General features: G+C 69.7%; 11 protein-coding genes. 10 read left to right on the top strand and 1 reads right to left on the bottom strand.

Annotated features, from left to right (window positions below; all coding sequences use genetic code 11):
* Nucleotides 1–3 precede the first annotated feature (3 nt).
* Nucleotides 4–891 carry an ATP-binding cassette domain-containing protein gene (locus ACFXC1_RS34275; protein WP_381250292.1) on the top strand — a complete coding sequence of 296 codons (888 nt, stop codon included), beginning with the start codon at nucleotides 4–6 and terminating at the stop codon, nucleotides 889–891.
* A gap of 67 nt (nucleotides 892–958) precedes the next feature.
* Here the strand turns inward: ACFXC1_RS34275 and ACFXC1_RS34280 are convergent, their stop codons facing one another.
* Nucleotides 959–1960 (bottom strand): LacI family DNA-binding transcriptional regulator, encoded by a 1002-nt coding sequence (locus tag ACFXC1_RS34280; protein ID WP_381250294.1) that lies wholly within the window; start codon nucleotides 1958–1960, stop codon nucleotides 959–961.
* 208 nt (nucleotides 1961–2168) lie between these two features.
* Between ACFXC1_RS34280 and iolC the strand changes: the two genes are divergently transcribed.
* The 9 genes from iolC to ACFXC1_RS34325 are packed head-to-tail and all read left to right on the top strand — an operon-like array spanning nucleotide 2169 to nucleotide 12626.
* The gene (gene iolC, locus ACFXC1_RS34285) at nucleotides 2169–3149 is read left to right on the top strand and encodes a 5-dehydro-2-deoxygluconokinase (protein WP_381250297.1); all 981 of its coding nucleotides are present in this window, start codon (nucleotides 2169–2171) and stop codon (nucleotides 3147–3149) included.
* A 4-nt stretch (nucleotides 3150–3153) separates the two neighbouring features.
* The gene (locus ACFXC1_RS34290; RefSeq protein WP_381250299.1) at nucleotides 3154–4026 is read left to right on the top strand and encodes a Cgl0159 family (beta/alpha)8-fold protein; all 873 of its coding nucleotides are present in this window, start codon (nucleotides 3154–3156) and stop codon (nucleotides 4024–4026) included.
* Nucleotides 4023–4901 carry a 5-deoxy-glucuronate isomerase gene (gene iolB, locus ACFXC1_RS34295; protein WP_381250301.1) on the top strand — a complete coding sequence of 293 codons (879 nt, stop codon included), beginning with the start codon at nucleotides 4023–4025 and terminating at the stop codon, nucleotides 4899–4901. Before ACFXC1_RS34290 ends, iolB begins: the two co-directional genes overlap by 4 nt.
* On the top strand, nucleotides 4898–6775 hold the full coding sequence (gene iolD, locus ACFXC1_RS34300) for a 3D-(3,5/4)-trihydroxycyclohexane-1,2-dione acylhydrolase (decyclizing) (RefSeq protein ID WP_381250304.1): 1878 nt from the start codon (nucleotides 4898–4900) through the stop codon (nucleotides 6773–6775). The genes iolB and iolD overlap by 4 nt, the downstream gene beginning before the upstream one ends.
* 12 nt (nucleotides 6776–6787) lie before the next feature.
* On the top strand, nucleotides 6788–8278 hold the full coding sequence (locus tag ACFXC1_RS34305; RefSeq protein WP_381250307.1) for a CoA-acylating methylmalonate-semialdehyde dehydrogenase: 1491 nt from the start codon (nucleotides 6788–6790) through the stop codon (nucleotides 8276–8278).
* 40 nt (nucleotides 8279–8318) lie between these two features.
* Nucleotides 8319–9269, top strand: a complete 951-nt coding sequence (locus ACFXC1_RS34310) for a TIM barrel protein (RefSeq protein WP_381250310.1) — start codon at nucleotides 8319–8321, stop codon at nucleotides 9267–9269.
* Between the two features lie 12 nt (nucleotides 9270–9281).
* A complete protein-coding gene (locus ACFXC1_RS34315; protein WP_381250313.1) occupies nucleotides 9282–10709 on the top strand; it encodes a sugar porter family MFS transporter in 1428 nt (475 codons plus the stop codon).
* Between the two features lie 37 nt (nucleotides 10710–10746).
* A complete protein-coding gene (locus ACFXC1_RS34320) occupies nucleotides 10747–11763 on the top strand; it encodes a Gfo/Idh/MocA family protein (RefSeq protein ID WP_381250316.1) in 1017 nt (338 codons plus the stop codon).
* Complete coding sequence (locus ACFXC1_RS34325) at nucleotides 11760–12626, top strand: sugar phosphate isomerase/epimerase family protein (RefSeq protein WP_381250319.1); 867 nt, start codon at nucleotides 11760–11762, stop codon at nucleotides 12624–12626. Before ACFXC1_RS34320 ends, ACFXC1_RS34325 begins: the two co-directional genes overlap by 4 nt.
* The last annotated feature ends 58 nt before the right edge of the window (nucleotides 12627–12684 follow it).

Raw genomic sequence — 12684 nt, forward strand, 5'->3', positions numbered from 1 at the left:
TCGATGACCGACAACACGACCGGCACCCACGGCGCGATCCTGACCGACACGCCGGCCACGGACGGGGACCATCCCCTCGTCCAGCTCCGCAACGCCGGCAAGTCCTACGGCAACGTCCGCGCCCTGCACGGCGTCAACCTCGCCGTCCGACCCGGCCAGGTCACCTGCGTCCTGGGCGACAACGGCGCCGGCAAGTCCACCCTGATCAAAATCATCTCCGGACTGCACCAGCACACGGAGGGCGAGTTCCTCGTCGACGGGGAACCCGTGCACTTCACCACCCCCCGCCAAGCACTGGACCGCGGTATCGCGACCGTGTACCAGGACCTGGCCGTGGTGCCGCTGATGCCGGTGTGGCGCAACTTCTTCCTCGGCTCCGAGATGACCAAGGGCCCCTGGCCCGTCCGCCGCCTCGACATCGAGAAGATGAAACAGACCGCCGACGAAGAGCTCCGCAACATGGGCATCGTCCTGGACAACCTCGACCAGCCCATCGGCACCCTCTCCGGCGGCCAGCGCCAGTGCGTGGCCATCGCCCGCGCCGTCTACTTCGGCGCCCGCGTCCTCATCCTCGACGAGCCGACCGCCGCCCTGGGCGTCAAGCAGTCCGGTGTCGTGCTGAAGTACGTGGCCGCGGCCCGGGAGCGGGGTCTGGGGGTCATCTTCATCACCCACAACCCGCACCACGCCTACATGGTCGGCGACCACTTCAGCGTCCTGCGCCTGGGAACCATGGAACTCTCCGCCGAACGCAGCGAGATCACCCTCGAAGAGCTCACCAACCACATGGCCGGCGGCACCGAACTCGCCGCGCTCAAGCACGAGTTGTCCCAGGTCCGCGGCGTCGACGTCGAAGAGCTCCCCGACGCGAGAGACCTGACGGCGCTGTAGCGGCATGTCCCCAGCAGGCAAGGTCGAAAGCCCCGACTGCTGGGGGACATGGCCGGTCGCCGATGTCTCAGGCCGACGTCTCCGGTGCCTTGCCGCTGGTACCGCGTACCACGAGCTTCGGATCCAGTACGGCCTCTCGGGCTTCCAGTTCCGGGTTCTCCAGCCGTTCGACGGCGAACCGCACGGCGTGTTCCGCCATCAGAGTCGCGTCCTGGCGGACGGTGGTCAGGCCGATCGGCATCAGATGGGAGAGGTGACTGTCGTCGTACCCGACAACCGACACATCACGCGGGACATCGACGCCTGCCCGCGTCAGGGCCATCAACAGGCCCCACGCACAACGGTCGTTGCCCGCGAGGACCGCCGTCGGCAGGGCCTGCCCATGATCGCGTTCCGCCAGGAACAGGCGGCCCGACTCGATGCCCGACTCCTCCGTGTGCTGCCCGGGGACGACCCGCACCTCGGCTTCCAGCCCGTGCCGGCGCATCGCGGCCCGGTAGGCACGCCGCCGCTCGACCGATCCGGGCCCCCGGCCGCCGTCGATGTGCACGATTCGGCGGTGCCCCAGTTCGACGAGGTGCTCCATGGCCTGGTGCACTCCCTTGCCTTCCGCGCTGTGGACGAAGTCCACGCGGGCGCGGGGCACTCGGCGGCTGACCGAGACGGTCGCCGCTCGGCGTCCGAGTTCGTCGAGATACCCGGCCTCCGCCTCGGGGCCGAGCAGGATCAGTGCCTCGCAGCGGTGGCTGAGCAACGCCTCGGCCGCCTTCGACTCGCTGCGACCGTGGGTGGCCGCCGAGAGCAGGACGTCGTAGCCGAGGCGTTCGGCCTCGGGGTAGATCCCCGCGATGAGGTCCGCGTGGAAGGTCTGGTGCACGGTGAACATCACGCCGAGCGTGCGGCTGCGGCCGCGGGCCAGCAGCCTGGCCGCGCTGTCGGGGTGGTAGCCGATCTCGTCGGCCACCCGCAGCACCCGCTGCCGCGTCTCCTCGCTCGCGCCCGGCTGCCCCCGGAAGATGATCGAGACGAGCGCCCGCGACACGCCCGCTTTCGCAGCGACGTCCGCCATCGTGGGCCGCTGCTTTCCTGCCGCATCCACCTGTGAATCCACCTTCCGCCGCGGCCAACCCTACGGGCCCTCTGAAATCTCCCAGCAACAAGGTATTGACATGACATTTGGACAGGAGTCATCGTACACAGACTAGAGCGCGCTAGTAGAGCGCGGCAGTGAATCTCCTGTACGCCTCCGTCTCTGGCATGAAAGGGAAACCAGCGTGATGCCGTTCGAAGTGCTGACCATGGGCCGCGTAGGGGTGGACGTATATCCGCTCCAGACCGGTGTGGGGCTGGCCGAGGTCACGTCGTTCGGCAAGTACCTGGGCGGCAGTCCGACCAACGTCGCCGTCGCCGCGGCCCGTTACGGGCACTCCGCGGCCGTGATCACGAAGACGGGCCGGGACCCGTTCGGGGACTTCGTCCGCACGGCCTTGGAGGGGTACGGCGTCGACAGCCGGTTCGTCGGTACGTCGGACATCGCGCCGACGCCGGTGACGTTCTGCGAGATCTTCCCGCCGGACGACTTCCCGCTGTACTTCTACCGGCTGCCCAAGGCTCCCGACCTGGACATCCAGCCGGACGAACTGGACCTGGACGCCGTCCGTGACGCCCAGATCTTGTGGTTCACCGGGACGGGGCTGAGCGAGGAGCCGAGCCGCTCGGCCACACTCTCCGCGCTCGCGCATCGAGCGAAGGCGGGGACGACGGTCTTCGACCTGGACTGGCGGCCGATGTTCTGGAAGGACGCAGGTCAGGCGCGTTCGTACTACGCCGATGCCCTGCGCCGTACCACCGTGGCCGTCGGCAACCTCGACGAGTGCGAGGTGGCGACGGGTGAGCGCGAGCCGTACGCCGCCGCGAAGGCGCTGCTCGCCGCCGGGGTGGAACTGGCGGTGGTGAAGCAGGGCCCCAAGGGCGTCCTGGCAGTCGACCGCGACGGTTCGGCCGTCGAGATACCGCCGGTCCCGGTGGAGGTCGTCAACGGGCTCGGCGCCGGTGACGCGTTCGGCGGCGCGCTCTGCCACGGTCTGCTGTCCGGCTGGGACACCCGCCGCACGGTCGCCTTCGCCAACGCGGCCGGGGCCGTCGTCGCGGGCCGGCTCTCCTGCTCCGACGCGATGCCCACCGAGGCCGAGGTCGACGCCAAGCTGCGCGAGGCATCCCTCGCCGCCACCTCCCCCACCATCGAACGAAGGGCGTGACGACGTGCTGTCCGACAACGTGAGCCGGATCGTGTCCGCCCGGGTGGGCGACCCCGGCGCCGTCGCGGCCGCCGCCGCACGCCGGGTCAGAGCCACCTCGCCGCTCGGCGAGCACGGCAGGGCGATGATCATCGCGGCCGACCATCCCGCACGCGGCGCCAACGCCGTCGGGGCGAACCCCAACGCGATGGCCGACCGCTTCGAACTCCTCGACCGACTGTGCACCGCGCTCGAACGGCCCGGTGTCACCGGCGTGTTGGCCACCGCCGACATCCTGGAGGACCTGCTGCTGCTCGGCGTCCTGGACGGCAAGAGCGTCTTCGGCTCCATGAACCGCGCGGGCCTGGCCGGTTCGGTCTTCGAGATCGACGACCGTTTCACCGGCTACGACGCCGAGACGATCGCCGCGATGGGCTTCGACGGCGGCAAGATGCTCACCCGTATCGCCCTCGACGACCCGGCGACGCCCTTCGTCCTGGAGAACACCGCCCGCGCCGTCAACGAGCTGAACGACCGTCAACTCATCGCCATGGTCGAGCCGTTCCTCTCCTCCTGGCAGGACGGCAGGATACGCAACGACCTCTCGACGGACGCCGTCGTCAAGTCGATCACCATCGCCTCGGGCCTGGGCCGCCGCACCGCCTACACCTGGCTGAAGCTGCCCGTCGTGGACGGCATGGAACGCGTCCTGGCCTCCTCCACCCTCCCCGCGCTCCTCCTCGGCGGCGAGGTCAAGGACGCCGAAGCGGCCTTCGCCTCCTGGGGCAAGGCCCTCCAACTCCCCACCGCACAGGGCCTGGTGGTCGGCCGCTCCCTGCTCTACCCGTCGAACGGCGATGTCGCCGGCGCCGTCGACAAGGCGGTGAGCCTGCTGTGAGCGACACGAGCAAGTACCACCTGCCCAGCGGGACTTCGGCCGACGGCTCCTACGACCTCCTGGTCACGCCCGAGTCGGCGGGCTGGGGATACTCCGGCCTCAGGATCCTGACCCTGAAGCCGGGCGAGGCACACGCCCTGTCCACCGGAGATTCCGAGTTCCTGGTCCTGCCGTTGACGGGCTCCTGCACCGTCACCACGGACGGCACGGCCTTCGAACTCGCCGGCCGGACAGGCGTGTTCGCCTCGGCCACCGACTTCGCGTACCTCCCCCGCGAGTCGGCGGCCCTGATCAGCAGCGCGGACGGCGGGACGTTCGCACTGCCCAGCGCCCGTACCGAGCGGAGCTCACTCTCCGCTCGGTACGGGTCCCAGAAGAACGTGCCGGTCGAGCTGCGCGGCGCGGGAGCGTGCTCCCGCCAGGTCAACAACTACTGCCTGCCGGGCACCTTCGACGCCGAACAGCTCCTGGTGTGCGAGGTCCTCACCCCCGGCGGCAACTGGTCCTCCTACCCGCCCCACAAGCACGACGAGCCCCGGCCTGGCCAGGAGTCGGAGCTGGAGGAGATCTACTACTTCCAGATCGCGGGCGAAGGCGGCTTCGCCTACCAGCGGGTCTACGGCACACAGGAGCGGCCCATCGACGTGCTCGCCGAGGTCCGCTCCGGCGACACCGTGCTGATCCCGCACGGCTGGCACGGCCCGTCGATCGCGGCGCCCGGCTACGACCTCTACTACCTCAACGTCATGGCCGGCCCTGGCCAGGACCGCGCCTGGCTGATCTGCGACGACCCCGTCCACGGATGGGTGCGGGAGACCTGGCGGTCCCAGGACGTCGACGACCGCCTGCCCTTCGAAGGACTCACGCAGCGATGACCACCGTACGACTCACCACCGCCCAGGCCCTGGTCCGCTTCCTCGCCAATCAGTACAGCGAGCGCGACGGCCAGGAACAGCGGCTCATCCCCGGGGTCTGGGGCATCTTCGGACACGGCAACGTCGCCGGCATCGGACAGGCACTGCTCCAGGCCGCCGTCACCCAAGAAGCCGACCTGCCCTACTACTTGGCCCGCAACGAACAGGGCATGGTCCACGCGTCGGTGGCCTACGCCAAGATGCGCGACCGCCTGGCCACCTTCGCCTGCACGGCCTCCACGGGCCCCGGCTCGACCAACATGATCACGGGCGCGGCCCTCGCCACGACCAACCGCATCCCGGTGCTCCTGCTGCCCAGCGACATGTTCGCCACCCGCGTCGCGGAACCCGTCCTCCAGCAACTGGAGGACACCCGGGGCGGCGACGTCACCGTCAACGACGCCTTCCGTGCGGTGTCGAAGTACTTCGACCGGATCTCCCGCCCCGAGCAGCTGATCCCCGCCGCGCTCGCGGCGATGCGGGTGCTGACCGACCCGGTCGAGACGGGCGCCGTGACCCTCGCCCTGCCGCAGGACGTGCAGGCCGAGGCGTACGACTGGTCGGTCGCGTTCTTCCGGCGCCGGGTGTGGCATGTGGGCCGCCCGGTGCCGGAACCCAGCGCCGTCGAGCGGGCCGCGCGGCTGCTGCGCAACGCGCGCAAGCCGCTGATCGTCGCCGGCGGCGGTGCCGTGTACTCCGGCGCCGAGACCCAGCTGCGGGCCTTCGCCGAAGCCACCGGCATCCCGGTCGCCGACACCCACGCGGGTAAGGGCGCGGTCCCTTGGGACCACCCCTGCGCGGTCGGCGGGATCGGTTCGACCGGCTCGTACGCGGCCGACGAACTGGCGAAGGAGGCCGACGTCGTCCTCGGCATCGGCACCCGCTACAGCGACTTCACCACCGCCAGCCACACCGTCTTCGCCAACCCGGACGTCGCCTTCGTCAACCTCAACGTGGCCCGCCTGGACGCGGTGAAGCACTCCGCGGAGCCCCTGGTGGCCGACGCCCGGCTCGGCATCGAGGCCCTCGCGGGAGCGCTGGCCGACTGGGAGGTCACCCCGGAGTACCGTGCGCGGACCCGCCGACTCATCGCCCGTACACGGGAGATCGAGGACGGCTGCTTCACGGTCGGCCACGGTCCACTGCCCGCGCAGACGGAGATCCTCGGCGCGCTCAACGACGTGCTCGGCGACCGCGACGTCGTCATCAACGCCGCCGGATCCATGCCCGGCGATCTCCAACAGCTGTGGCGGGCAAGGGATCCGAAGGCCTACCACGTCGAGTACGCGTACTCCTGCATGGGCTACGAGATCGCCGCCGGCGTCGGCGCCAAGATGGCCGATCCCTCACGCGAGGTCGTCGTACTCGTCGGCGACGGCTCGTATCTGATGATGGCTCAGGAGATCGTGACCATGGTCTCCGAGGGCCTGAAGGTCATCGTCGTCCTCGTCCAGAACCATGGCTTCGCCTCCATCGGCGCGTTGTCGCAGGCGCTCGGTTCACAGCGGTTCGGCACCAAGTACCGCTATCGCGACGGCACTTCGGGTCAGCTCGACGGCGACGTCCTCCCCGTCGACCTCGCCGCGAACGCCTCCTCGCTCGGCGCGGACGTCCTGCACGCCGCCTCCGTCGACGATTTCCGTACGGCGATGGAGAAGGCGAAGGGCGCGAGCCGCACCACCGTCGTCCACGTCGAGACCGACCTCTACGGGCCCAACCCGCCCGCGCACGGCTGGTGGGACGTGCCCGTCGGCCAGACCTCCGCCCTGGACTCCACCCGCAGCGCGTACGAGACGTACGCCCACAACAAGCACGCCCAGCGCCACTACCTGTAAGGACACCTTGCCGTGAATACCATTCAGCACTGGATCGACGGTTCGGCCGTGCCCGGCACGGACACCGCCGCGGTGTTCGACCCGGCCACCGGCCAGGAGCGGGCCCGCGTGGCCCTGGGCGGGCCCGAGGTCGTGAACACCGCCGTCACCGCCGCCGAGCGGGCCTTCGAGACCTGGTCCGAGTCGTCGCTGTCGCAGCGCACCCAAGTGATGTTCGCCTTCCGGCAGTTGCTCGTCGAGCACGAGGAGGAGCTGGGGCGGATCATCTCCGCGGAGCACGGCAAGACCGTGGCCGACGCGCGGGGCGAGATCACCCGCGGCCGCGAGGTCGTGGAGTTCGCCTGCGGTCTCGGCGACGTCCTGAAGGGCTCGTTCTCCGACCAGGTCTCGCGGGACGTCGACGTGCACAACTTCCGTCAGCCGCTCGGCGTCGTCGCGGGCATCACCCCCTTCAACTTCCCTGCCATGGTGCCCCTTTGGATGCACCCCATCGCCATCGCGACCGGCAACACCTTCATCCTCAAGCCCAGCGAACGGGACCCGTCCGCCGCGAACTTCGTGGCCGAGCTGTACCGGCGCGTCGGGCTGCCGGACGGTGTGTTCAACGTCGTGCACGGCGGCAAGGACGCCGTCGACGCGATCCTCGCCCACCCCGGCATCGCGGCCGTCTCCTTCGTCGGATCGACGCCGATCGCCAAGTACGTGCACGAGCAGGCCACTTCGCACGGCAAGCGCGTCCAGGCGCTCGGCGGGGCCAAGAACCACGCCGTCGTCCTGCCCGACGCCGACCTGGAGTTCGCCGCGAACCACATCACCGCCGGCGCCTACGGTTCGGCCGGTGAGCGCTGTATGGCCGTCTCCGTCGCCGTGGCCGTGGGTGACGCGGCGGACGGCCTGGTGGAGGTGCTGGCCCGCAAGGCCCGCGAGGTGAAGGTCGGACCCGGTCACGTCCCCGGCGTGGAGATGGGACCGCTGATCACCAAGGTCGCGCAGGAACGCGTCGAGAACGCCGTCGGCATCGCTGCCGCGCAGGGCGCCACCGTCGTCGTGGACGGCCGTGGCCTCAAGATCGAGGGGCACGAGGAGGGCTTCTTCACCGGCCCGTCCCTCCTCGACCACGTCACCGCCGAGATGGACGCCTACCGGGACGAACTCTTCGGCCCGGTCCTCGCGATCGTCCGCGTCGACACCCTCGACGAGGCCATCGCCGTCATCAACGCCAACCCGTACGGCAACGGCACCGCCCTGTTCACCGCCTCCGGCGAGGCCGCGCGCCGCTTCCAGCGCAAGGTCACGGTCGGGATGATCGGCGTCAACGTGCCGGTGCCCGTGCCGATGTCCTACTACTCCTTCGGCGGCTGGAAGGACTCCCTCATCGGCGACTCCCCCATCCACGGCCCCGAGGGCATCCGCTTCTACACCCGCCCCAAGGTCGTCACGACCCGCTGGCCGCGGGCCGCCCAGCAGGTCGCCGCCGGCTTCGACTTCCCCACCTCCAGCTGATCCACAGAGTCCCCTCTCCCCCCTTCGCAAAGGACCGACCATGGCAACGGCGCCAACTCCCCTCCGCACCACCGCCGGCAACCTCTGCCTGGGCTCCGCCCCCGACTCCTGGGGCATCTGGTTCCCCGAGGACGAGCACCAGGTGCCGTACACCCGCTTCCTCGACGAGCTGGCCACGGCCGGCTACCAGTGGCTGGAGCTGGGCCCGTACGGCTATCTCCCCACCGACCCGCAGCGCCTGAAGGAGGAGCTGGACGTCCGTGGGCTCCAGGTCTCCGGCGGCACCGCCTTCGGCGCCCTGCACCGGCCCGAGGCCTGGGACGAGATGCTCGCCCACGTCCGCCAGGTCGCCGCACTGACCGCGGCCGCCGGCGCGCACCACCTCGTCCTGATCCCGCCCATGTACCGGGACGAGAAGACCGGGGCGTTCACCGAGTCGCCCGAGCTGACCGCCGACCAGTGGGCGGGCTTCGGCCGGTCCGCCGACCGGCTCGGCAAGCTGCTGCTCGACGAGTACGACGTACGGCTCGTCCTGCACCCGCACGCGGACAGCCACATCCAGACCCAGCCGGAGATCGAGCGGCTGTTGAACGAGTCGGACTCCCGCTACACCAACCTGTGCCTGGACACCGGGCACGTGGCCTACGGCGGCGGCGACAACCTCGATCTGATCCGCCGCTTCGGCGAGCGCGTGGGCTACGTCCACATCAAGCAGATGGACCCGGCGATCCTCGCCCAAGTCGCCGCGGAGGACCTGTCGTTCGGCGAGGCGGTCAAGCGGGGGGTGTGCGTGTCACCTCCCGCGGGCGTGCCGAACCCGGCCGACGTGGTGGCCGAACTCTCGCGGCTGGACGCCGAGTTGTTCGTCATCGTCGAGCAGGACCTGTACCCGTGCGCTCCCGAGGTGCCGCTGCCCATCGCGGTCAGCACACGTGAACACCTGGCCGGCTGCGGCCTGACGGGCACCCGCCGCCCGCACCTCGACCGATAGGAGGCAACGGCTATGGACGTCAGGGACGACACGACCACAGCCACGCCCACCGCGATCGCGGACGACGCCCCTCCGGCGGTGTCACGGCGGCTGCGGCTCATCACCGTCATCGCCACCTTCGGCGGCCTGCTCTTCGGCTACGACACCGGCGTCATCAACGGCGCCCTGCCCTACATGACCGACGACCTGGGCCTGACCCCCTTCACCGAGGGCATGGTCACCAGCTCGCTGCTGCTCGGCGCCGCGCTGGGCGCGATCACCGGTGGACGGTTCTCGGACGCACGCGGACGGCGCCGTACGATCCTCGTCCTCGCGGTGGTGTTCTTCGTCGGCGCACTCGGCTGCACGCTCGCGCCGAACACGGCCGTCATGGTGGTGGCACGGTTCGTGCTGGGCCTCGCGGTCGGCGGCGCCTCGGTGACCGTGCCGGTCTATCTGGCCGAGATCTCGCCCGCCGAGCAGCGCGGGGCACTGGTCACCCGTAACGAACTCATGATCGTCAGCGGGCAGTTGCTCGCCTTCACCTTCAACGCGGTGATCGCGCGGGTCGGCGGTGAGTCCGGCGGAGTGTGGCGCTACATGCTCGTGCTCGCCACCGTCCCGGCCGTCGTGCTCTGGTTCGGCATGCTGGTCATGCCGGAGAGCCCCCGCTGGCTGGCCTCCAAGACCCGCTTCGCCGAGGCCCTCGAAGTCCTCAAGCAGGTCCGCTCCCAGCAGCGGGCCGAAGCCGAACTCGCCGAAGTCTCCGCGCTCGCGGTCAAGGAGGACCAGCAACGACTGGGCGGCTGGCAGGACATGAAGTCCACGCCATGGCTGCGAAGGCTCATGTTCGTCGGCTTCGGCATCGCGATCGTGCAGCAGATCACCGGCGTCAACACGATCATGTACTACGGCACCCAGATCCTCACCGACGCCGGTTTCACCGCCGACAGCGCCCTGACCGCGAACATCGCCAACGGCGCCATCTCCGTACTCGCCACCTTCGTCGGCATCTGGCTGCTGGGCCGGGTCCCGCGCCGGCCGATGCTGATGACCGGTCAGATCGGCACCACAGCAGCCCTGTTGCTCATCGGGGTCTTCTCCCTGCTGCTGCCGTCGGGCGACGGACGGGCCTTCGCCGTCCTCGCCATGACGGTCACCTTCCTCGCCTTCCAGCAGGGGGCGATCTCGCCGGTGACCTGGCTGATGCTGTCGGAGATCTTCCCGATGCGGATGCGCGGCTTCGGCATGGGCGTCGCGGCCGTGGTGCTGTGGCTGACCAACTTCGCCATCGGCCTGGTCTTCCCGACGCTGGTCTCCGCGATCGGGATCTCCAACACCTTCTTCCTCTTCGTGGTGGCGGGCGTCTTCTCGTTCACCTTCGTCAGGCTCTACGTCCCCGAGACCAAGGGCCGCACCCTCGAAACCCTCGAAGCCGAACTCCGGGCGCGCTTCTCCTGACCCCTGAAATCCGACCTCTGCCGCATAAGGAATGACCATGACCGTACGTGTAGGCGTCATCGGCGCCGGCTGGATCGGCAACGAACACATCCAGCGCCTCACCCACACCGTCACCGGCGCCCGCGTCACCGCCGTCACCGACATCGACCCCGACCGCGCCGCAGAGGCCGCGGCGCCGGTCGGTGCCCGGGTGCTGCCCGACGGCGCGGCCCTGATCGCGGCGGACGACGTGGACGCCGTACTCGTGACGTCGTGGGGCCCCACCCACGCCGAACACGTCCTGACCGCGATAGCCGCCGGGAAACCGGTCTTCTGCGAGAAGCCGCTGGCCACCACCGCCGAGGACTGCCTGCGCATCATCGAGGCCGAGCAGGCGCACGGCCGCCGCCTGGTCCAGGTCGGCTTCATGCGCCGCTACGACGCCGGATACCGGCAGATGAAGCAGGTCATCGACGCCGGCCGCATCGGCGAGCCGCTGATCGTGCACTGCGCGCACCGCAACCCGACCGTCCCCGAGTCGTACACCTCCGCCATGGCGGCCCTGGACACGGCCGTGCACGAGGTGGACGTACTGCGCTGGCTGCTCGACGACGAGATCGTCTCCACCCAGGTGGTCACCCCGCGCGCCACGAGCAAGCGGTTCGCCCACCTGAAGGACCCGCAGATCATGCTCTTCGAGACCGCCAAGGGCGTCCGCATCGATCTGGAGGTCTTCGTCAACTGCCAGTACGGCTACGACATCCAGTGCGAGGCCGTCGGTGAGGAGGGTCTGGTCCGGCTGCCCGACCCTGCCGCGGTGGGCGTCCGCACCGCCGGCCGGCACAGCACCGAGGTCCTCACGGACTGGGTGGGCCGCTTCAAGGAGGCCTTCGACACCGAGTTCCGCGAGTGGATCGCGGGCCTCGCGGCCGGCAGCGAGCCGACCGGGCCCTCGGCCTGGGACGGCTATGCCGCCACCGTGATCACCGCCGCGACCGTCGAGGCCCTGGAATCGGGCCACGTCGTCGCCACCGACCTCAAGCCCCGTCCCGCCTTCTACGGAGGTGCCGCGTGAAGATCGCCCTCGACCCCTACATGTTCCGCGCCCTGCCCATCGACGACATGGTGCGCACGGTCGCCGAACTCGGCTACGAGTACATCGAGTTGTCGCCTCGCGACGACTTCATGCCGTTCTTCCTGCACCCGCGTGCCGACGACGAACGGATCGCGGAGCTGAAGAACTCCCTGCGCACGCACGGGGTTCAGCTGTCCTCCGTGCTCCCGCTGTACAAGTGGTCGTCCCCGGACGAGACGGAACGGCAGACCGCCGTACGGTACTGGAAGCGGATGATCGAGATCACCGCCGACCTCGAATGTCCCCTGATGAACTCGGAGTTCAACGGCCGCCCCGAACGCGCCGCCGAGAGCGAGGCCGCCTTCTGGCGCTCACTGGAGGAACTGCTCCCGGTCTTCGAGCGGGAAGGCATCGCCCTCAACCTGGAGGCCCACCCCGACGACTTCTGCGAGGAGAACACCCCCGCCGTCGACCTCGTCCGCGCCATCAACAAGCCCTGGGTGAACTACCTCTACTGCGCCCCGCACTCCTTCCACCTCTCGGGCTCCGACCCGACCGCCGACATCGCCGCGATGATGCGCTACGCAGGCGACAAGCTCCAGCACGTGCACATCGCCGACTCCTTCAACCACAAGGGCTCCAGCGGCCTGCGCTACATCCTCAACCCGCCCGGCACCACCGCCCGCATCCACCAGCACCTCGACATCGACCAGGGCGAAGTCGACTGGAACGCCTTCTTCGGCACCCTCCGCGAACTCGACTTCGACGGCGTCGCCACCGCCTGCGTCTTCGCCTGGGAGGAACGCGCCCGCGAATCCTCGACGTTCATGCTCGACCGCATCACCAAGGAACTCACGGTGTGAACGACCACCTCATCAGGCCGACTTGAGATGCGCTCCGGGTGTTCGGGAGCATGGTGGG

Origin of the sequence: Streptomyces hokutonensis, from assembly GCF_042751305.1 — a bacterium.
GTDB lineage: Bacteria > Actinomycetota > Actinomycetes > Streptomycetales > Streptomycetaceae > Streptomyces > Streptomyces hokutonensis_A.